The 20,827-nt window shown below is 62.1% G+C and carries 13 protein-coding genes; 5 read left to right on the top strand and 8 right to left on the bottom strand.

Annotated elements, in window-relative coordinates; genetic code table 11:
- The first annotated feature begins 3 nt into the window (after positions 1 to 3).
- Positions 4 to 1,128 (top strand): N-acetylglucosamine-6-phosphate deacetylase, encoded by a 1,125-nt coding sequence (nagA, locus tag ACMRQN_RS04220; protein WP_418733945.1) that lies wholly within the window; start codon positions 4 to 6, stop codon positions 1,126 to 1,128.
- A gap of 290 nt (positions 1,129 to 1,418) precedes the next feature.
- On the opposite strand, the gene ACMRQN_RS04225 is transcribed toward nagA, so the two are convergent.
- The 8 genes from ACMRQN_RS04225 to ACMRQN_RS04260 form a co-directional block, all read right to left on the bottom strand.
- Entirely contained in the window at positions 1,419 to 2,102 is a 684-nt protein-coding gene (locus ACMRQN_RS04225) for an N-acetylmannosamine-6-phosphate 2-epimerase (protein ID WP_418733946.1), read from the bottom strand.
- A 107-nt stretch (positions 2,103 to 2,209) separates the two neighbouring features.
- Positions 2,210 to 3,163 (bottom strand): ROK family protein, encoded by a 954-nt coding sequence (locus tag ACMRQN_RS04230; protein WP_418733947.1) that lies wholly within the window; start codon positions 3,161 to 3,163, stop codon positions 2,210 to 2,212.
- Positions 3,164 to 3,247: 84 nt separating this feature from the next.
- Complete coding sequence (locus ACMRQN_RS04235) at positions 3,248 to 4,192, bottom strand: dihydrodipicolinate synthase family protein (protein ID WP_418733948.1); 945 nt, start codon at positions 4,190 to 4,192, stop codon at positions 3,248 to 3,250.
- Positions 4,193 to 4,518: 326 nt separating this feature from the next.
- Entirely contained in the window at positions 4,519 to 5,505 is a 987-nt protein-coding gene (locus ACMRQN_RS04240) for an ABC transporter ATP-binding protein (RefSeq protein ID WP_418733949.1), read from the bottom strand.
- A complete protein-coding gene (locus tag ACMRQN_RS04245; RefSeq protein ID WP_418733950.1) occupies positions 5,506 to 7,527 on the bottom strand; it encodes a dipeptide/oligopeptide/nickel ABC transporter permease/ATP-binding protein in 2,022 nt (673 codons plus the stop codon).
- 4 nt (positions 7,528 to 7,531) lie between these two features.
- Positions 7,532 to 8,488, bottom strand: coding sequence for an ABC transporter permease (locus ACMRQN_RS04250; RefSeq protein WP_418733951.1), 957 nt, complete (start codon positions 8,486 to 8,488; stop codon positions 7,532 to 7,534).
- 158 nt (positions 8,489 to 8,646) lie between these two features.
- Entirely contained in the window at positions 8,647 to 9,546 is a 900-nt protein-coding gene (locus tag ACMRQN_RS04255; RefSeq protein ID WP_418733952.1) for an SGNH/GDSL hydrolase family protein, read from the bottom strand.
- Positions 9,547 to 9,693: 147 nt separating this feature from the next.
- Positions 9,694 to 11,310, bottom strand: coding sequence for an ABC transporter substrate-binding protein (locus ACMRQN_RS04260; RefSeq protein WP_418733953.1), 1,617 nt, complete (start codon positions 11,308 to 11,310; stop codon positions 9,694 to 9,696).
- Positions 11,311 to 11,780: 470 nt separating this feature from the next.
- Here ACMRQN_RS04260 and nifJ point away from each other — a divergent pair, with 470 nt between their 5' ends.
- The 4 genes from nifJ (at position 11,781) to ACMRQN_RS04280 (ending at position 20,826) form a co-directional block, all read left to right on the top strand.
- Positions 11,781 to 15,329, top strand: coding sequence for a pyruvate:ferredoxin (flavodoxin) oxidoreductase (gene nifJ, locus ACMRQN_RS04265; protein WP_418733954.1), 3,549 nt, complete (start codon positions 11,781 to 11,783; stop codon positions 15,327 to 15,329).
- A 337-nt stretch (positions 15,330 to 15,666) separates the two neighbouring features.
- Complete coding sequence (locus ACMRQN_RS04270; protein ID WP_418733960.1) at positions 15,667 to 16,485, top strand: class I SAM-dependent methyltransferase; 819 nt, start codon at positions 15,667 to 15,669, stop codon at positions 16,483 to 16,485.
- A gap of 108 nt (positions 16,486 to 16,593) precedes the next feature.
- A complete protein-coding gene (locus tag ACMRQN_RS04275; protein WP_418733955.1) occupies positions 16,594 to 17,799 on the top strand; it encodes a hypothetical protein in 1,206 nt (401 codons plus the stop codon).
- Between the two features lie 312 nt (positions 17,800 to 18,111).
- The gene (locus ACMRQN_RS04280; protein ID WP_418733956.1) at positions 18,112 to 20,826 is read left to right on the top strand and encodes a PD-(D/E)XK nuclease family protein; all 2,715 of its coding nucleotides are present in this window, start codon (positions 18,112 to 18,114) and stop codon (positions 20,824 to 20,826) included.
- Position 20,827: the final 1 nt, after the last annotated feature.

Raw genomic sequence — 20,827 nt, forward strand, 5'->3', positions numbered from 1 at the left:
CGTATGATCATTTCTGGTGGCAAGGTCTTCAGCGGTGCGGGGTTCGACGCGCGCGACGTGTACGTCGAGGGCGGTGTCTTCGCGGAGGAACCGATAGGGGAGTGCTCGCCGGATCAGACGATCGACGTCTCCAATTGCTGGGTCATCCCTGGCCTCATCGATGTGCACTTTCACGGAGCGATGGGGCACGACTTCTGTGACGCCGAGAATGAGGGAATCGCCGCAATCGCCCGTTACGAAGCTTCTCAGGGCGTTACGGCCCTATTCCCGACGACGATGACGCTTCCCGAGGAGCGGTTGATCCCCATCGTGGCATCGATTGCCGGGCATTCCGGCGCTGACGACGAGGCCGCGATCGTCGGCATCAATATGGAGGGTCCTTTCATCTCGCCGGGGAAAGTTGGCGCTCAGAACCCATCGTACGTGCGCGGCGCGACGATGGGGGAATTCGAGCGTTGGCAAGAGGCGGCGCAGGGGAAGATCAAGCTGGTTGATGTCGCGCCAGAGGAACCTGGCAACCTGGAGTTCATTCGCGAGGTTTCGGGGCGTGTTCGCGTTTCGCTTGCGCATATGTGCGCCGATTACGAGACGGCTGCCGCTGCCTTTGAGGCGGGAGCGCGTCACATGACCCACCTGTTCAACGCGATGCCGGGGTTGCATCATCGCGAGCCGGGTCCGATTGCCGCTGCTGTCGACCGGCGAGACGTGACCTGCGAGATTATCGCTGACGGCGTGCATATTGCGCCTTCGATGGTTCGCCTCGCATTCTCGCTTTTCCCCGAGCGCATGATTTTGATCAGCGACTCGCTGCGAGCGTGCGGGCTGGGTGACGGGACCTTCGAGCTCGGCGGACAGCTGTTCACCGTGCACGGCAATCGCGCGACTATCGAGAACGGGTCGCTTGCGGGTAGTGTGAGCAGTGTCATGGCGTGCTTGCGTACGACGGTGACGAAGATGGGAATCCCCTTGGCCGATGCGGTTCGCGCTGCAACGATGACGCCCGCGAAGGCGCTCGGTATCTCTGGCGAGCGCGGGAGCATTGCGCCCGGGAAGATCGCCGATGCCGTTGTGCTCGACGGGGATCTTCAGGTAAAGCACGTCGTCTTGCGAGGGAAGTTGCTGTTCTAAAGGAGAGCCTAGGTGGGATAAACGCGCGCCGGGGGTGTCGGAATAAGCAGAAACGACAACTAACCCTCGCTGCTAAAAAAAGTGCATCCTGAGAGGATGATTTTGGCACAAAAGCTGAGGTATCCCGCGGATAGAATCCTCGAATTGGGGAATGCGACGAACTTGAGCAGGCTCTTAAACAAGAAATCCCAGGTCAAGCGCTTGCTCGATCTGGGATTTCTTGTTGGTCTCTTACTACCGAGTGGGACACCTCGGCTTTTGTGTCAGGATTGACTCGATTCGGTGTACTCTTACCCTTCGATCGCTTCCGCAAACCAGCTCGTGATGGACGTGGGGTGCGTGATGGCGGTTCCCACGACGACTGCCCAGGCGCCGGCGTCCATGGCGGCCTTTGCGTCGGCGGGCGTGTGGACACGGCCTTCGCAGATGACGGGCTTGTCGGGGAATTCCGTCGTCGCTTGGCGCACGAGCGCAACGTCGGGGCCGTCGGCCATTCCGCAGTCGATGGCGGCCCCAGGATGCGAAAGCGTTGTCGAGGCGATGTCACATCCGATGGCGAAGGCGTGACGGATGTCCTCAATCGTCGAGCAATCGGCCATGACGAGCACGCCTTCTTCCTTGAGCGGGCGCACAGTGTCTTCGAGCGTCTTGCCGTCGGGCCTCGGACGGTCGGTGGCGTCTACCGCGACGATGTCGGCACCGGCGGCAACGCAGGCGCGCGCATGACGCAACGTCGGCGTGATGTAGACGCCCTCGTGTCCTTCCTTCCAAATGCCGATGACGGGCACCTCGGTACGTCCCTTAATAGCGGAAATGTCGGAAAGTCCCTGGCAGCGGATTCCGCCAGCGCCGCCCAGCTCGCAGGCGCGTGCCATCTGCGCCATCGTTTCAGGGTGGCGCAGGGGCTCACCCATGTAGGCCTGGCAGCTTACAATGAGCTTCCCCTTGAGCTGCTGAATAATGGGATCGATCATGAGATGCTCCTTTGCAGTTAGCGAGATGTGCTTTGGGTTGGGCGCGAGCTGCAAGCATGTATGCAGCTCGCCGGTTTTAGCCTTCGTGTGAAAGGACCGCTTAGGCGTTAAAGCGAATCGATGAGGTTCTCTGCCGCGCCGATGAGCGGGGCGGTTGCGCCAAGCTTAGCATCGACGATGGGGAGATCGCGCTGGATTGAGGGGATCTGACCGTCGAACCCGCGCTGCAGCTCCGCGCGCCATTCCGTGCCGGCTTTCACCACCGAACCCGACAAAATGACGATGTCGGGGTCGAGGATGTTAGTAAGACCGGCGATGGCCTGGCCAAGCGCAAAGCCTGCTTCCTTGATGATGCGCCGTGCAGGCTGTTCGCCTTTTGCGGCAAGTGCGGAAATCTCGGCCCCGGAGAGATGTTCCTCGGTGGCCTCGAAGAAACGTGCCTCGATGCCGCTACCTGCAGCGACGCTTTCCAGATGCCCGCTTCCTCCGCAAACGCAGGGAATCCCCGTGGCGACAGAGGAGGCCATATGCCCCACCTCGCCCGCGAAACCGTGCTTGCCGCGCACGATGCGGCCATGCGCGATAACGGCACCGCCGACGCCGGTTCCCGCGGCGATCATGATGCAGGTATCAGCACCGCGCCCAGCGCCCCAGCGGGCTTCTCCCACTGCGTAAGCCTGCACGTCGTTCAAGATGGCGGCAGGAAGGCCGCAGCGCTCGCGCAATGCTGAGGCAAGCGGTTGTCCGCCCCAGCCCGGCATGAGGTCGTTCGCGTAGGCGATGCCGCCGGACTTCGCGTCGACGCGCCCGGCGGTTCCCACTCCGATACCGAGGGGGGAGGCGGGGGCGCATACGGCAAGGTCGCTCGCAAGCGAGCAAATCTTGTCGAGGACGCTCGCTCCGCCCTTCATCGCCTCGGTCGCCACGGTGCGCGAATCTTCCACAACAGGCTCGGCTTCAGCGGAATCGTAGCGCACGATGCTGCCCGTGATCTTGGTGGCGCCCACATCAATCGCGACAACACGCGCAGGAAAATCGCAGTTCGCAGGGAAGGTTGCCATGCTACTCCTTGAATGGCTCGAAAGAAAGGAGCGCGACGCGCGGGCCTTTCGCCCTTGCACGCCGCGCTCTTCTGCTGGGTGACGTTATTTGCGGATAGGCGCGTCGGCGTCCATGAGGCCCGACTTCTTGAGGACCTCGACGATGGCCGCGACGTCTTCGCCTTCAAGCGCTTGGACAGGCTCGCGCATCTGGTTCGTGTTGAACACGCCCATCTGCCACAGTGCCGTCTTAAAAGCGCCAACGCCGGCTCCGAAGCCGACGGTCGCCTTCACGACGCGGGTGAGGAACATGAGGCGGGCGAGGTGATCCTGCAGCTCCTTGACCTTCGCCCAATCGCCTGCCTGGAACGCCTTGTACTGCTCGACGTAGCTGAACGGATCGAGGTTCGCAAGGCCGGGAACGGAGCCGTCCGCGCCGCCGAGGTAAGCGCCGTCGACGCAGACCTCATGGCCGGTGAGCAGCTGGAGCGGATGGCCTGCGTCCTCGTTTTCGAGCACGAGCCAACGGAAGGAGACGTCGTCGCCGGAGGAGTCCTTCACGCCCTGGAGCACGCCGTCCTTGCCGAGGCGCACGAGCATCGTGGGGTCGAGCTTGGTGTGCACGCACACGGGCAGGTCGTAAGCGAACAGCGGCAGGTCGGTGTTCTCGCGGATGTCGCGGAAGTGACGCTCGACCTCGCGTGGGCCGCCAAGCGCGTAGAATGGGGCGGTTGCGACGAGCGCGTCGACGCCGTAGCCCTTCGCGCGCTTGCACTGGTCAATAACGCGCAGGGTTTCCATGTCGATGACGCCGGCGAGCACGGGCACGCGATGGTTCACGATGGCCACGGCTTCCTGCAGCACGTGGTAACGCTGGGCGTCGGTGAGGAAGGCGACTTCGCCCGAGGATCCCAAGAAGAACAGGCCGTTCACGCCTGCGTCGATCATGCGGTTGATAGAGCGCTCGAACGACTCGAGGTCGAGCTGCTTCTTTTCGTTCAGGGGGATTACCACGGGGGGAATTACGCCGTGGAACTCTTTGATGTCCATGCCGTGCCTTTCATTTGACGGTCTTGTCTCAAACTCGAAAAGCATAGCACGCAGGGAAAACGCGTCAAGGAAAGGGCGCTTTTCATCACACGAAAAGGGGAGAGGGAGGAACGTTTTACGAAACTCCATATGACGCTCGATGGATGTGGGGTGCGTTTCGCGCGCAGTTCCGCACGAGCCAAACAGCCCAGTGGGCTGTTTGCGCGAGCAGGACTGTTTGAGCACGGAATGCACCCCACGTCCATCCTTTGGATTGGGATTTCCCGTCTCTAGCAAACAAAAAGGGCGACCCTTGCGAGTCGCCCTTCGTTCATGCTGGCCAGTGCTTACTCTTTCCCAAGATTGGGGTGGAGAAGCGAGGGAGCCGCACCCAGAAGCAGGCGCGTGTAGTCGTCCTTGGGGTGGTTGAACACCTCTTCGGCGGTTCCCCGCTCGACTGCCTGACCGTGGTTCATGACGATGATGCGGTCGGAGATATAGCGCACTGTCTGAATGTCGTGGCTGATGAAGACCATGGCAAGGCCGAGCTGCTTCTTCAGGTCCATAAGCAAGTTCAGAATCTGCGCGCGAACCGAAACATCGAGTGCGGACGTCGGCTCATCAGCGATGATGGCGTCAGGATTGAGCGACAGTGCACGAGCGATGGCCACGCGCTGGCGCTGGCCGCCGGACATTTGGCCGGGCAGCGCATCGAGAACGGACTCTGGCAGGCCCACCATCTCGATGAGCTCATGCACGCGGGCCTCGCGAGATTTCGCATCGCCCACGTTGTGCACGATCATCGGGTCGGTCAGCTGGTCGCGCACGCTCATGCGAGCGTTCAGCGCGGTCGCCGGGTCCTGGAACACGACTGAGATCACGCGGCCGATGATGCGACGCTGCGCAGCGGTGCGCTTCGTGACGTCGGTTCCCTTGAAATAAACGTGCCCCGACGTAGGCGTCTGCAGGCCGCACATGACGTTTGCCGTGGTCGATTTGCCGCAACCCGACTCGCCGACAATGCCAATCGTCTCGCCCGGCATGAGCTTCAGAGTGAGACCGTTCACCGCGTGCACCTTGTTCGGGTGCAGGATCGATCCCGTGCGCGTCTTGAAGACCACATGCACGTCGTCGAGGAAGATGATGGGGGTTTCCCCGTCCTCATCGGAAGCGACAGTGCTCGCAGGCGCATTTGCGTCCTTCGCGTCTTCCTGTTCGGTGATAAGCTCGCGGCCCTCCGCAGTCTCAATATCGTTCACAGACTCCGTGTCGCTCGCGGCGGCAACAAGGTCCTTTTCGGCGATTTCCGCCGCTTGATTGTTCTTCTCGGTCATTTACTCTGCACCTCCCGTAAGGTAGGGCTCGATTCCCACGCGCTTCAGCTCGCTGTCGGGAAGCTCGGCGTAGTAGTGGTCGGTGCCCTTGACGCGCTTGAGCATCGGGCGGACGTTCGAAATCTTGTCCGGGTGGCTCGAACGCGGGCGGAAGCGGTCACCCTCGGGGAAGTCCTTCGGGGACGGAACGCTGCCAGGCACCTGGTGCAGGCGGTCGCCGCCGGCCTCGATGGAGAGCACCGAGCCGAGAAGGCCGCGCGTGTACTCGTGAACGGGGCTGGTGAGGATGTCCTTCACGGGGCCCTGCTCCACGACCTGGCCTGCATACATGACGGTGATCGAGTTTGCGACCTCGGCGACGAGTGCGAGGTCGTGGCTCACGAACACCATCGCGAAGCCGAGCTCGTGCTGAAGCTTGTTCAGAAGGTCGATAACCTGCTTCTGCACGGTGACGTCGAGGGCGGTCGTCGGCTCGTCTGCGATGACGAGCTTCGGGTCGCGCGTGAGCGCCATGGCGATGAGCACACGCTGGCGCTGGCCGCCGGAGAGCTCATGCGGGTAGGAGTCGAGCGTGCGCTTGGGGTCGAGGCCCACAAGTTCCAGCAGTTCCTCGGCGCTGCGGGTGCCGCCGCGCTTGGTGAGCTGCTTCATCTGCGCCTTGATCAGCATCGACGGATTCAAGCTCGAAAGCGCGTCCTGGTAAATCATCGCGATTTCACGGCCGCGCAGATCGTTCATCTCCTTGTCGGAGAGGGTGAGCAGGTTCTTGCCATCGTAGAGGATTTCGCCGGAAATCTGCGCCTTCTTGTCGAGCAGGCCCATGACGGTAAGGCTCGTGATGGACTTGCCGCAGCCGGATTCGCCCACAAGGCCCATGGTTTGGCGCGGGCGGACGACGAAGCTCACGTGGTCGACGACGTTCACGTCGCCATGACGCGGGAACTTGATGCAGAGGTCCTTCACTTCGAGGATCGGCGGTACGTCGGTGCGGGCTTCGAAGCGGTCGGTGCGCACAAGCTCGACCTCGCGCAGTGCGTCGAGGCGCTTGGTGAGCATCTCGGCCTGGGCGGCGTAGGCGAGCGTCGGGTCGGCGACCATGCGGTCGGCCTCGCGGTTGCCCTTAAGATCGTTCTCGTCGACCTTGACGGCGGCCTTCGGCGCTGCGATCGCGTCGGTGATGCCCTCGGAGACGATGTTCAGGCAGAGCACCGTGATCATGATCATGAGGCCCGGGAACAGCGCCTGCCACCAGCGGCCGGCGAGCACGCCGTTGCGCGCGTCGGCGAGGATATTGCCCCACGTCGGCGTCGGCTCGGGGATGCCGGCGGAGATGAAGGAGAGCGACGCCTCGAACACGATGGCATCAGCGACAAGCACGATGGTGAACACGAGCACCGGGGCGATGCAGTTGCGCACGACGTGCTTCCAGAGAATCCAGGGGGCGCGGGCGCCGGAGACGACGACGGCGCGCACGTAATCCTGGTTGTATTCGCTCATCACGTTCGCGCGCACGATGCGGGCGATCTGCGGGATGTAGAGAAAGCCGATGGCGAAGATGAGCGAGGGCACGCTGTTGCCGAACACGACGATGAAGGTCGCAGCGAGAGCGATGCCGGGGAAGGACATGATGATGTCCAAGATGCGCATGATGATATTGGAGATGCGCTGGCGCACAACGGCGGCGATGGCGCCGATGATGGAGCCGACCACGAGCGCGAACGCCGTGGCGCCCAGGCCGATGGTGAGCGAGTACTTGGCGCCACACATCAGGCGGGACAAAACGTCGCGCCCCTTGTCGTCGGTGCCAAAGAGGTGTTCGCCGTTAGGCGCGGTGAACGAGGTGTAGATCGCATAGGGATCATAGGGAGCGATGAAGTTGGCGAGGATGGCGATGGCGATGATCGCGATGAGCACGACAAGCGAGATGCGCGCGCCAATCGTCATGTTCTTCCAACGGCGGAAGCGCACTTTGCCGGCGCCGGCCTCCATCTTCTTAGTGAGGTTGCCACGAAGTTGAGCCATGGTGCTACACCGTCCTGATTCGCGGATCGATAAGGATATAGAGCATGTCGACGATCACGTTGACGATGATGAAGGTGATGGCAACGACGAGGACGACACCCTGGACGAGCATAACGTAGTTCGACGTGACGCCCGAAAGGATGGCCATGCCCATGCCGGGAAGCGAGAAGATGACCTCCAAGACCACAGCGCCGCCGATCATGTAGCCGAACTTCAGACCGAGCACGGTGACCGGCGTGATGAGCGCATTGCGGAGCACGTTGCGTGCGACGACGGTGCCGTAGGGGATGCCGAAGCCGCGGGCGGTGCGCACGTAGTCCTTGTCGAGCTCCTCGACCATCGACGTGCGGATGATGCGCGTCATCTGGCCGGTCAAGGGAACGGCAAGCGCGATGCCGGGCATTGCCATGCGGGCAAGCCAGCCGCCCGGGTTCTCTGTGAGCGCAGGGAGCGCACCGGAAGCAGGCAGCACGTGCAGCATTGAGGAGAACAGAAGGATGAACAGCACGGCGAGCCAGAACGACGGGGTGGCGATGCAGGCGATCGAGAAGATGCGGATGACCTGGTCAGGCCAGCGATCGCGATAGAGCGCCGAGATGACGCCCAAAATCGTGCTCGCGATGATCGCGATGATGAAGCCGAAGAAGCCCAGCTGCAGCGTAATGGGCAGCGCGGTCGCGATGCGGCCTGCGACGGATTGGTTCGCGGGGCCGAAGGTTCCCAGGTCGCCATGGAAGAAACCCACCATGTAGTTGCAGTACTGCACGACGACGGGGTCGTCGAGGCCGTGTTGCTCGCGGTAAAGTGCGAGTTGTTCCGCTGACGCGTTTTCGCCCAGGGCTGAGTACGCCTGATCGATGGGTGATAACGACATCAGGAAGAAGACGAGAACGGTGACACCGAAGATCATGATGGGCAGCCAAATCAGGCGGTTGCCAATCAATCGCAACAGGTTATTCACTTGTCCCCTCCTTTCGATTTCTGCTCGTGAGAGCACCCTTAAAAATGTTCGGCACCTCTCCGAGCGGTGCCGCGCCCAAGAATTGCCAACCTAGCATTATAACGGTCGGCTTCCTATCAAAGACTGTTTTTTATTGCAAGCGCATAAAACTGATAGCGTTACTGCAGCTGTTTCTCGCAAACGTGCCACCAGTTGTTGCCCGTGCCCTTCGCGAATTCGCATCCGACGCAGGGCTTCGTGCAGAACTCGACGGTTCGCATGTCGTCGGTGAGAAGCTCGCTTCCTTCGTAGGGGGTGTGGGGAAGGGCCTCGTCTGCGGCTTCCATTCCCTTTATGTACATCGCCGCAAGTTGCTTCATGCCGCGCTTCGTGGGATGCGTGCCGTCGATAGCCTCGTAGTCGAAGCCGAGGGCAGCTGCGTCGACGGGCGTGCAGTTGGGCTCGTCAGCTGCGGCGTCGAGGATGGCCTTGCTGTACTCGTCGACGCAGATGCCGCGAAACCATCGAGGTGAGGTCGACTTCTCCGCTCCCTTCACGCGCCCAGGGAGAAGCGTTGCCGCCCAGATGTGCGCATTCGGCCACTTCTCGTGCATGGTGCGAAGCATGCTGCGATACGACGTCGCGAACTTCTCGACTGCATCGTCGGGAGCGAGTCCCGCGACCTTCCCCTTGTCGGGGCAGCTTGCCACAAGTTCGGCCGGCGCGTTCGGCGACCCGCCGCAGATCTGCGCGTAGGCAGACCCCCATCCGTAGTCGTTGATGCCGATGTAGACGAGGATATCGTCAGGCGCTTTCCCGTCCCGCTCGAGCGCAGCGATACGGCGCTCGCTCGCGCCTTGGGGAAACACGTTGCCCTCGCACACGCAGCCCGACCAGGCGGCATTCGCGAGAAGCTTGCCGCCGAAATGGTTGATGACCTGCATCCACCAAGTGTCGGCAGGCGTTTGTACTCCCGTCGCCTCACGCTGATCGCCCGTATAGAAAATGCTCCAGCCATCGGGGGTTACCCCTTCGAAGGTGCTGATGGAGTCCCCGTACACTGAAAAAAGTCGCTTCATGCGAAACCTTCCCTCCCTCTTTCGACTGCAATGCAACCAGTATAGTTGCGCATGCCCGCTTTCCGCGTTTCGCGGTTGTTTCGCAACAAAAAGCCCGCCTCGGGAGGCGGGCTTTCGTGCAAAAGGAAGCAGGTTATTTAGGCGAGCTTACTTAAGCTTTGCGTCCTGGAAGTACAGACCGGTGGTCGGGCTGGGCTCGAAGCCTTCGATCTTGTCTGCCCAGTAGCCGGTGAGAACCTTCTTGTGGAACAGCGGGTACAGCGGCACTTCCTCGGCGATGATGTCGAAGCACTTGTTGTAGGCTTCCTGGCGAGCGCCCGCATCGGTGGCCTTGCGCGCCTCGTCGAGGTACTGGTTGAACTCGGTGCACTTGCCGTCGCCGGCCTTCGCCCAGCAGGTACGGCCCTGGCACCAGTCGGTGTTCTCGCCGTAGAACCAGGCCAGATGCACGTCGGCGTTGGTGCCGAAGCAGGACACGTCGCCAGGGGCCAGGAACACGTCGTAGTCGAGCACGGAATTGTCTTCCTTGGCAGCGAGCGCCGGGTAGGGGGCAGCCTGGACGTCGAGCGTGCAGGTCAGGCCGACTGCCTGGAGATCCTGCTGGATCTGAGCTGCGAGGTCCTTGATCCAGTTGTCGATGACGAGGAGCGTGAAGGAGAGATTCTCCTGACCCGCTTCCTTGAGCAGGGACTTCGCCTTCTCGGGATCGTACTTATAGATGGTGGAAGCCTCATGGTATGCCGGGTTGTCCTTCGGCAGGTAGGACGTCAGCGTCTCCGCCTGGCCGCCGAGCTGGTTGGAGATGAGCTTGTCGTAGTCGATGGCGTAGAAGAAAGCCTGACGGACGCGCTTGTCGTTGAAGGGCGCCTTCTGGCAGTTGAACATGAGGAAGCCGATGCCGTAGCTGCTGACGCTGTCGACGGTGACGCCGGCGTTCACGAGCTGGTCGCTGTTGGCGAACGGGATGTTCTCGCCAGCGACGGCGGTGCCTTCCTGAAGGGCGGTCACGCGAGCGGTGTTGTCGACGCGGACGAGCCACTGCATGGCGTCAGCGTTTGCCGGCTTTGCACCGTTGTAGTTGGCGTTCGGCGTGAAGTTGAGCTCGCCGCCGTCCTCGCCGTTGCACTCGCCGAATGCCCAAGCGCCCGACCCGATCGGCGGGGTGGGCATGGATTCCTTGGTGATTTCGCTTGCCGGGAACACGCGGCACAGGGACAGGCGCTCTTTGAGCAGGCTGTCGCTGTCGACCGAGGGGTAGGCGAGCTTGAAGGAGACCGTAGAAGCGTCCTTGGCGGTTACTTCGTCGATGAAGGAGAGCATGTCCTTATAGGTTGCGTTAGCCTTGTTGGCCTCGACCACGGCGACGACGTCGTCGGCGGTCACTTCGGTGCCGTCGGAATACTTGGCGCCCTGGCGAAGCGCGACCTCGTACTCGGTGTCGGAAACCTTCGTCGGCTCGCCGGCTGCGAGGGCAGCTTCGGTCTTGCCGCTGAAGTAGTTGAGCTCATAGAGGCCCTCGAGGCAGTGCTGGATTGCGGGAAGCATGAGGGCGGAGCTTGCGCCGATGGGGTTGTAGTTGGCGTTCTTGTAGCTGCAAGCAGCGACGATGGTGCCGCCGCCCTTGGCGGTGCCGTCTGACTTCGCGTCGTCAGACTTCTTCTCGCTCGATCCGCCACCGCAGCCAGTCAGCGAAAGCGCGGCGAGCGCGCCTGCGGCAGTTGCGCCTGCAACGAAGGAGCGACGAGTGAGTTTCACTTGTTCCATGGATTACCCTCCAACTTTTATCGTTCGGGGACGACCCCCGTACGCTCGTGCGCCTTCCTTTTGCGCACGAACGCTTCACATTATCTTCGAAACTGCTTGATAAATAAAGGGAAAGTAAAGGATTTCGTGCATCTTGTTCGAAAGTTGTAACGTTGCGCCGAGAGGGACAATCCCGCGTACTGTTACCGAATCAGTCACGTTTGACCAGCGGCGAAGGGGTTTTAAGGCCCCTTTCTGTCCCCTAAACATCCCTCCCGGCGTCCCGTGCGCTCTCCTGCGCGCCCCGCCGCGCCCATTTACCGAAGCGTAACAACCCTTGCAAGCGCCGTTTCGCGCTGCAGGCGGGTGGAGTGCGATTGCGCTGCTAGTATTCCTGAATGTCTACAAGAACAGACGAGATTGTGCACGAGGGCGCAGGGGGCACGCCTCATGCGCCTTTGCCCTTCCGTAATTATCTGAGGAGAGTGAGCATGGCACGAGAATTCAAGTCGATGGACGGCAACTCCGCGGCCGCGTACGTTTCCTACGCGTTCACCGAGGTGGCGGGAATTTACCCCATTACGCCGTCGAGCCCCATGGCTGACCTGGTCGATCAGTGGTCCGCCCAGGGCAGGAAGAACATCTTCGGCACGCGCGTGAAGGTGTGCGAGATGCAATCGGAAGGCGGCGCTTCGGGCACGATGCACGGCTCGCTCGCAGCGGGCGCTCTCACCACGTCCTACACCGCATCCCAGGGCCTCCTCCTCATGATTCCCAACATGTACAAGATGGCGGGCGAGCTGCTCCCTGGCGTCTTGCACGTCTCCGCCCGCACCGTGGCAACCCAGGCCCTGAACATCTTCGGCGACCACTCCGATGTCATGGCCTGCCGCCAAACCGGCTTCGCCATGCTCGCCGAGGGCAACGTGCAGGAAATCATGGACTTGGCTCCGGTGGCGCACCTCGCGGCCATCAAGGGGCGCGTCCCGTTTTTGAACTTCTTCGACGGCTTCCGCACTTCGCATGAGGTCCAGAAGGTCGCATGCTGGGATTACGCCGATCTGGCAGATATGTGCGACATGGACGCGGTGCAGGCGTTCCGCGATCACTCGCTCAACCCCGAGCGCCCCTCCATGCGCGGCTCGCACGAGAACGGCGACATCTTCTTCCAGCACCGCGAGGCGTGCAATTCTTTCTACGACGAGCTTCCCGCCATCGTCGAGGACTATATGCACCAGATTAACGCCAAGCTCGGCACCAACTACGAGCTGTTCAACTACTACGGCGCGCCCGACGCCGACCGCGTGATCGTGGCCATGGGCTCGTTCTGCGACGTGGCCGAGGAGGTCATCGACTACCTCAACGCCCACGGTGAGAAGGTGGGCCTTGTGAAGGTGCGCCTGTACCGTCCGTTCGTGACGAGCAAGTTCGTGGAGGCTCTTCCCGAGACGGTGAAGAAGATCGCCGTGCTCGACCGCACGAAGGAGCCGGGCAGCGTGGGCGAGCCTTTGTACATGGACGTCCTGAACGCGCTTGCCATCGAGGGCCGCTCGGGCATCACCGTTGTCGGTGGCCGCTACGGCTTGGGCAGCAAGGACACCCCGCCCGCGTCCGCGTTCGCCGTGTTCTCCGAGCTCGCGAAAGACGAGCCCCGTCGCCAGTTCACCATCGGCATCGTCGACGACGTGACCAACCTTTCGTTGCCTGAGGACCCCAACTGCCCGAACACCGCGGCGCCGGGGACTATCGAGTGCAAGTTCTGGGGCTTGGGCGGCGACGGCACGGTCGGCGCGAACAAGAACTCCATCAAGATCATCGGCGACCACACCGACAAGTACGTGCAGGCCTACTTCCAGTACGACTCCAAGAAGACGGGCGGCGTGACGATTTCGCATCTTCGCTTCGGCGACAGCCCGATCCGCAGCCCCTACTATATTAATAAGGCGGACTTTGTCGCTTGCCACAACCCCAGCTACATCACGAAGGACTTCCCCATCGTGAAGGACGTGAAGCCGGGCGGCACCTTCATGATCAACTGCCAGTGGACGCCCGAGGAGCTTGCGCACCACCTGTCAGCCGACGCCAAGCGCTACATCGCGAAAAACGACGTGCAGCTCTACACGATCAACGCGATCGACCTGGCCATCGAGATCGGCATGGGCAAGCGTACGAACACCATCCTGCAGTCGGCGTTCTTCACGCTTGCCGGCGTGCTCCCGCAGGCCGAGGCCATCCAATACATGAAGGATGCGGCTACGAAATCGTACCTGAAGAAGGGCCAGGCCGTCGTCGACATGAACCACAAGGCGATCGACGCCGGCGCGACCGCGTTCGTGAAGATCGACGTTCCCGCCGACTGGGCGGACGCCGCAGGCGACGTAGCTGCCCCCGAGCTTGAGGGCAAGTCCGAGCTCGTCAAGCAGGTGCGTGAGATCATGGAGCCCGTCGGCCGCATGGACGGCGACTCGCTGCCCGTCTCCGCGTTCGTCGGTCACGAGGACGGCCAGTTCGAGCAAGGTGCGTCTGCGTTCGAGAAGCGCGGCGTTGCGGTAAGCGTTCCCAAGTGGGAATCCTCCACGTGCATCCAGTGCAACCAGTGTTCGTTCGTGTGCCCGCACGCCACGATTCGCCCCTACGCGCTCACCGACGAGGAAATCGCCGCAGCGCCTGAGAACCTTGTGGCCATCCCCATGAAGGGCAAGCTCAAGGACACTTTCCGCTACACCCTCGCCATCTCGCCGCTCGACTGCATGGGCTGCGGCGTGTGCGTCGGCGTGTGCCCCACCGACTCGCTTTCCATGGTCGGTGCCGAGGGCGAGCTTGCCGAACAGGACGTGTTCGACTACTGCGTGGCGGAGGTTGCCGACAAGCCCGAGGTGCAGGACAACTCCGTGAAGGGCAGCCAGTTCAAGCAGCCGCTGCTTGAGTTCTCCGGCTCCTGCGCGGGCTGCGCCGAGACCTCCTACGCGCGCCTCGTCACCCAGCTGTTCGGCGACCGCATGTTCATCTCCAACGCGACCGGGTGCTCCTCCATCTGGGGCGGTCCCGCTGCGACCTCGCCGTATACGGTCAACAAGGAAGGCCGCGGTCCCGCTTGGGCGAACTCGCTGTTCGAGGACAACGCCGAGCACGGCTTCGGCATGCTGCAGGGTCACACCGCCGTTCGCCAGATGGTGATCGAGCAGACCGAGCAGCTGCTTGCTGCCGGCGTGCCCGAGGACGCGGCTGCTGCAGCCCAGGCATGGCTTGACGCGCGCGATGACTCCGCGGCATCGAAGGATGCTTCTGCTGCTTATGCGGTCGAGCTCGAGAAGCTTGCGGAAGGCGAAGGGGAGGCGGCAGCGCTTGCGGCCAAGATCCTCGCGAACAAGGATTACCTCGCCAAGAAATCCATCTGGATCTTCGGCGGCGACGGCTGGGCGTACGACATCGGCTACGGCGGACTCGACCATGTGCTTGCATCTGGCGAGGATGTGAACGTGTTCGTCTTCGACACCGAGGTGTACTCCAACACTGGCGGCCAGGCATCCAAGGCATCCAACATCGGCCAGGTTGCGCAGTTCGCGGCGGCGGGCAAGAACATCGCTAAGAAGAGCCTCGCCGAGATCGCCATGCAGTACGGTTATGTGTACGTGGCGCAGGTCGCCATGGGCGCGAAGCCGGCGCAGACGATCAAGGCCATCGCCGAGGCCGAGGCGTATCCGGGGCCGTCGCTCATCATCGGTTACTCTCCTTGCGAGATGCATGCCATCAAGGGCGGCATGAAGAACTGCCAGGAGGAGATGAAGAAGGCCGTCGACTGCGGGTACTGGAACCTCTTCCGCTACAACCCGGCGGCGCCCGCGGGCAAGAAGTTCACCCTCGATTGCAAGGAGCCCGCTGGCGGCTACCAGGAGTTCCTCATGAACGAGGCGCGCTACAGTCGACTCACGCGCGAGTTCCCCGAGCGTGCAGCCGAGCTCTTCGAGCGCAACGAGGAAGCAGCGATCGAGCGTTACAACCATCTGGTGAAGCTGAAGGAGCTCTACGCCGAGGACTAACGAGGCGGAAGGTCTTATATCGAAGCGCATAGGGAGGGCGCGGTTCTCGCAAGGGGCCGCGCCCTCCTTTGCTATGTGGGATTTTGCACGGACGGAAAACGAGGTGGCGCGCCGCGCCCCCATTGATGCCTTCTGTCCACGAAACCCCAATTCTCAAGAAGAAGGCCTCGCGGGCAGGAGCACTTTCTTGCGGGCTTTCCGCGCGCAATGCTTCGCGATTAGGTATCATATTCGCTACAGGATTATCGTTTTCGACCGCAGCTTCCGCACGCCGATCTTGCGTTGTGCGCGATTTCGCTGCGGCCAGTCATCGACGAGGAGGCCTCTTTTGCAGAGCATGCCCACCGCCCAGGAATGGTGCGACTTCTATCGAAGTGTCGACAAGAACGCCGACAAAACCCTCGATGAGCTCAGGGTGCGCTGGAACCAGATGGCGCCTCACTATGCTCACAAGAACCGGCGGAGCGGATATCTCGCACAGCTTACCGAGCTGCTCGCGCTCGCGCCGGGCGAGAGCATCCTCGATATGGGCTGCGGCCCCGGCGTGCTCAGCGTCCCGTTGGCGAAAAAGGGCCACGATGTGGTGGCAGTCGATTTCTCGGACGGGATGCTCGGGGAGCTGCGGCAGGCGGTTGCCGAAGCTGGCGTCGAGGAGCGTTTCTCCATCTTCCGCCGCGCATGGCAGGAGAGTTGGGACGGCATTCCCCAGGCCGACGTGGCGATTTCGTCGCGCTCTCTCACAACCCATGACATCCAAGATGCCGTCGCCAAGCTCGAGTCAAAGGCGAAAAGCCGCGTCGTGGTCACCACCGCTTGCGGCGAGGTGCCGTGGATCGATGCCCGCGTGGAGCGCGCTTTAGGTCGCGAGATCACGCCGCCCCAGCTCGCGCGGGATTTCGCCGTGCTTTTGAACTATCTGCTGGGAAGCGGGCGTTTTCCGGAGATTCGCTACATCGAGGTGCCGCGCGTCCCGCAATCGGATAGCGCCGAGGAGCTCAAGGGATTTCTCGCCAAGGCGGCGGACGTAAAGCCCGAAGAGCGTCCTCTGTTCGACGCGTTCTTCGACAAACATGTGAAGGAGCGCCCTGGCGGCGGCGTCATGATGGACTACACGCAGGAGACGCGCTGGGCCGTCCTTTGTTGGGGGCCACTTTAGCCGCGCCCGCTCGCATGTCAACGTAAGAATGTCGTGCGCAGCTTCGTGCGGCAAAGCGCGTCCCGTATAATGGTTCTCATGCGATAAATGCAATCGAAAGGGGAGTGCATGGCAGACAAGAACAACAAGGGCTACGGTATTCCCGCGGCTCCCGCTGTGCCTGCCTCTCCTGCGAAGCCGGCTGCTCCCGCGGCACCTGCTGGGCGGCCAGGGAAGTCCGCGGACAACGCTTCGCCTAACGTTCGGGAAGTATCCGCGAAAGAGCGCATTGATGCTCGTCGCCGCGAGCTCGAAAAGAAGCTCGCCGCTAAGGCGACTGCGGGTTCCTCGGAGGCTCGCAAGAGCTCGCCCTCGAAGGCATCCTGTGCAGATAGGGGAGCATCTCCGCAGGCGGGAAGCTCGTCGACGCGCACTGCTTCTCCCGCAGGAACGGGAAGGCGTCCTGCGGCGGCACCCTTCTTGGAGGAGCATCCTCACCCGAAAGGCGTCTCCGACCGCTTGCGCCAGACCATCGCGCACACGACGTCGGGGCGGCCGAAGGACGCGTTCGGCAAGGGAATGAAAAAGCCCCAAGCGACGGTCAGGGCGGAAGGCGGCAAGCCCGCTTCGCCCGAAGGGGCCCCTAAGAAGAAGTCCTGCCTTAGCTCCATATTCGGCATCATCATCGCTCTTATCCTGCTCTCCCAGGTCGGAGGATGTGTGGCGTCTTGCGTGGGGGATGTTTTCGATTCGATCGATGACGATACTTCGAGCTGGTTTGAGGACTCGGGCTCGGAGCGCCAGGACGGCTCTTCTAGTTCCATGAACAGCTTCTCCAACGATGAAGCCGACGAGGCTGCGGCGCTTGCGTCCGCGCGCGATGCTTTGGCGTCGCTCGATTCGCACGAGAAGATCGTCGACCGCATTGCTCAAGGGATAAATGCGAGATACGTCAAGATGTTCGGGTTCTCTGCTGACGATGCGGGCATTGATTCGAAGGAGCTTGCACGCTGGTTCATCGAGGGGGTTTCATGCACGGTCGGCGATGACGACGTCTTCGTCTACACCGACGGTACTGCTGACGTGTTCGCCGACTGCACGAGCGTTCCGGCATACAACTTCGTGTCGGCGGTTGACGATGCAGCGCGCTCGCTCGCAACGGGCTCGCGCACTCCCACAAAGCAGCAGGTCGCTGCGGCAACGGAGACGGCGAAGGAGCACGCGAGCTCCGAGTACGCTTTCATCATGTTCTCGCTTGTCAAGACCGATGCCGGCTGGATGCTCGATGAGGATGCTTTCGTGAGCGACACTGCCGACCACCTGTTCGGATTGTAAGGAGCCTTGCCATGAAGATTCCGAGCGAGGTTGTTATCAAAGCGCAGTCGCTCAGGATGGGAAACGGCGTGAGCGTTCCTGCCATCCTGTTCGTCTGTGGCGCCTGCGGGCGCGTGCTTAAGCCAGGCGAAGGTTCGCGCACGTGTCCCGACTGCGGAAGCCGCGATATAGAGACTCGGGTCGACCCTTCGCGCAGTGTTGTCGTCCGGCGTGCTTGTTGAGGATAGGGCGTTCCGCCGGTCTGGCGGGAAATACGGCAAGAATCTTCGGCTACTTCTTTAATTGGTACATATGTTCGTGTATACTGAACCCATGAATACGAACGAACATACTTCATACGACGTAGTCCTGCTCCCGACATACGCCGAGGCGCTCTCCTATCGGAAGCGCGTTGCTGCCGAGGCCGGTCCCCATGCGCTTTTTGGGGTGACGGTTGCCACGTTTCCCGCCTGGATTGCCGACCTCTGGGAGCTTTTCGGCGACGGCCGGGTTATCGCGAGTCCTCTCGAGGTGGAAGCGCTCTCCGTGTCGCTGTGCTCGAAGGACTCGGCTGCGGCAGGCTGCGCCCGTGTGGTGACGGCCTGCCTTCAAAGCGCGGGAATACCAGCCTTCGACAAAGTGTGCGCCCGTGCGAAGCGCGGTGAGGATTGCGGGGTCACTTTCGCGCAGGCGCGCGTGCTGCGCCTGTGCGCCGACGTGCGCGATGCACTGTGCGACACCGGTCGCGTGCTTGTGGGGGAAGCGCTCAAGATACTTCCAGACGCTATGCCGTCGCGGCCCTTGCGCCTGCTCGTCGAGTGCTCTTCGCCCTTGTCGGCGCAACAGCGGGCATTCCTCGAGGCGTGTCCGCTTATCAGCTACAAGGTTCGCTTGGCACCTGGCGGGGGAGGGATTCACCGTGCACCCGAGGGCGTTCTCGTGAGGTTCGCCTTCCCCTCGGGAAGCTATGCCGAGCCGGCGACTTTGCGCGATATCCTTTGCGGCGAAGGGCGCGAAGGTGCGCTCGTCGCTTCTAAGGAGCCCCTTTCCCTGTTCGAGAAGCTTGCGCCCGCGCTTGCGGAGGCGGGGCTTTCGTGCGCCGTTCGCGCAGGCGTTTCCTTTGCCCAGACTGACTTCGGGCGCGCAATGCTCTCGCTTCGGCGCTTTCTCGTGTCCGATGCCTGGCGCTCGGGCGATCTTGCAGATTATCTGCTCTCGCCCTTCTCGGGGTTCTCTGTCGAGGGCGCTTATTCTATCGATGCGCAGATCCGCGGCAACCGGCTTATCGATCGCGAGTCGATAACGGCGTCGCTGCGCGAGAAGAGCCGCCTGTTCGAGGCGATGGAGGACATCGCGACCGACCGAGACGCCGACATATTGCTCGGCGAGCTCGAGGACGCGGTGCGCTCGATGGTCAAAAGGCCCGAAGCCTGGCGCCGTGAGCAGCTTGCGGCGATGGCGTCGCTGCGGGACGCTGCCTCGGCGGGACGTCTCGCCGATCTCGATATGGAAGGGGTCGTCGATCTTCTGGCCCATTCGAGCGTCGACGTTTCGCGCTCGTTGGGTGTGGGCGATGACGGGCGCTCTTACGGCGGCGATCTTGCGGTCCTGCCTGCCGACGTCGTGTTCGCGGACTATCGACATGCGATGTCTTTCCCCTCCGCATCCTGCGACATTGCCGTTGCATGCGATCTCACGAGCGCCGCGTTCCCCGCTTCCGACTCCGACGATGCGGCGACGACGCTTCTCGCCAAGCTGGGAATCTTCCCAGACGACGATGCGCTCTCTCGTATGCGCCGATCGTTTACAGCCCTGTTGGCGGCGCCCCGCAAGACGTTCCTTGTTGTTCGTTGCCTCAACGACGAGAATGCCGACCCGACGTACCCCGCCGCCGTCCTCGAGGAATTCATCGACTGCTATCGCGAGGATCCGTCTGCAACCGACGACATCAAGAATCCCTTCATGTTGCCCGCTTGTTTGCAGGAGGGGATCGTCGAGCGCGGGGAGGAGACCCTTGTCGAGAATGCCGTCATGGCGGGCGGTGACCTGCCATGCGAGACGGTCGAGCTTCCCGTGTCCGGCGAGGTGTCGGCTTCGAAGCGTCCGCTTGTCGTGTTGCCGCGCGTAGTGGCGGGCCAGGTGGTCGACGAGCCGTGCCTCTCTCCCTCGCAGATCGAAAGCTATCTGGAGTGCCCGTACAAGTGGTTCGCCCAGCGCCGCTTGCGTCTCGAAGGGATCGACGAGGGATTCGGCCCGCTGCAGATGGGCGATTTCGCCCACAGCGCGCTCAAGAGCTTCTACACCCATTTCCAAGAAGAGGTCGCACCCAAGGTGACGCGCGAAACGATTGATTCTGCCCGTGCCATCATGCGCGATGTGCTCGATCGGCACGAATCGCACCAATACGACCTGAAGCCTTCGGACAACCGCCTCGTTCCCACGACGGAGCTCGAACGGCGCGACGTGGATTCCCTCAAGCGCAAGCTGCTCGACTACCTCGATTACGAGGCCGAACTTCTGCCGGCATTCCACCCTGCATATCTGGAATACAACATTGCGGAAGGCGCAACGGCAGAATACGCAGGTCATCTGCTCGTTGGAACGGCGGACCGCATCGATGTCGACGATGAGGGGCACGCCGTGGTGCTCGACTACAAGGCGTCGGTTTCCCCAGAACACGAGCTTGCCGTGCGCGAAGAGGGAAGGCTTGGCAAGGTGCAGACGCTCATCTATGCTCAGGTGGCCCGTCGAATGCTCGGGCTTAACCCTGTCGGTGCGCTCTATGTTTGCTACGGAAAGAGGTGCGCCGTTACCGGAGCCTATGACGCTACCGTACTCGAGTCGCCGCACCTTCCTTCCATGCGTCACGACAAATGCGAGTTCGCGCCGCGGGATGGTGAGTCGTTTGCCGACCTGCTCGACAGGACCGAAGAGGCGATTGCCCGCGGTGTCGAGCGCATGCTTTCAGGCGACGTACGCCCTGATCCTTCAAGCCCTCATGCATGCACCTGGTGCCCAGTGCTCTCATGCGCAGAAAGAAGGGCATAGC

It is taken from the genome of Ellagibacter sp. (assembly GCF_048412355.1).
Taxonomy (GTDB): domain Bacteria; phylum Actinomycetota; class Coriobacteriia; order Coriobacteriales; family Eggerthellaceae; genus Ellagibacter.

What these genes read in the sequence shown, in the direction of transcription:
- nagA (WP_418733945.1), top strand. Translation starts at nt 4, where the DNA reads ATGATCATTTCTGGTGGCAAGGTCTTCAGCGGTGCGGGGTTCGACGCG.
- ACMRQN_RS04225 (WP_418733946.1), bottom strand. Translation starts at nt 2,102, where the DNA reads ATGATCGATCCCATTATTCAGCAGCTCAAGGGGAAGCTCATTGTAAGC.
- ACMRQN_RS04230 (WP_418733947.1), bottom strand. Translation starts at nt 3,163, where the DNA reads ATGGCAACCTTCCCTGCGAACTGCGATTTTCCTGCGCGTGTTGTCGCG.
- ACMRQN_RS04235 (WP_418733948.1), bottom strand. Translation starts at nt 4,192, where the DNA reads ATGGACATCAAAGAGTTCCACGGCGTAATTCCCCCCGTGGTAATCCCC.
- ACMRQN_RS04240 (WP_418733949.1), bottom strand. Translation starts at nt 5,505, where the DNA reads ATGACCGAGAAGAACAATCAAGCGGCGGAAATCGCCGAAAAGGACCTT.
- ACMRQN_RS04245 (WP_418733950.1), bottom strand. Translation starts at nt 7,527, where the DNA reads ATGGCTCAACTTCGTGGCAACCTCACTAAGAAGATGGAGGCCGGCGCC.
- ACMRQN_RS04255 (WP_418733952.1), bottom strand. Translation starts at nt 9,546, where the DNA reads ATGAAGCGACTTTTTTCAGTGTACGGGGACTCCATCAGCACCTTCGAA.
- ACMRQN_RS04260 (WP_418733953.1), bottom strand. Translation starts at nt 11,310, where the DNA reads ATGGAACAAGTGAAACTCACTCGTCGCTCCTTCGTTGCAGGCGCAACT.
- nifJ (WP_418733954.1), top strand. Translation starts at nt 11,781, where the DNA reads ATGGCACGAGAATTCAAGTCGATGGACGGCAACTCCGCGGCCGCGTAC.
- ACMRQN_RS04270 (WP_418733960.1), top strand. Translation starts at nt 15,667, where the DNA reads ATGCCCACCGCCCAGGAATGGTGCGACTTCTATCGAAGTGTCGACAAG.
- ACMRQN_RS04275 (WP_418733955.1), top strand. Translation starts at nt 16,594, where the DNA reads ATGGCAGACAAGAACAACAAGGGCTACGGTATTCCCGCGGCTCCCGCT.
- ACMRQN_RS04280 (WP_418733956.1), top strand. Translation starts at nt 18,112, where the DNA reads ATGAATACGAACGAACATACTTCATACGACGTAGTCCTGCTCCCGACA.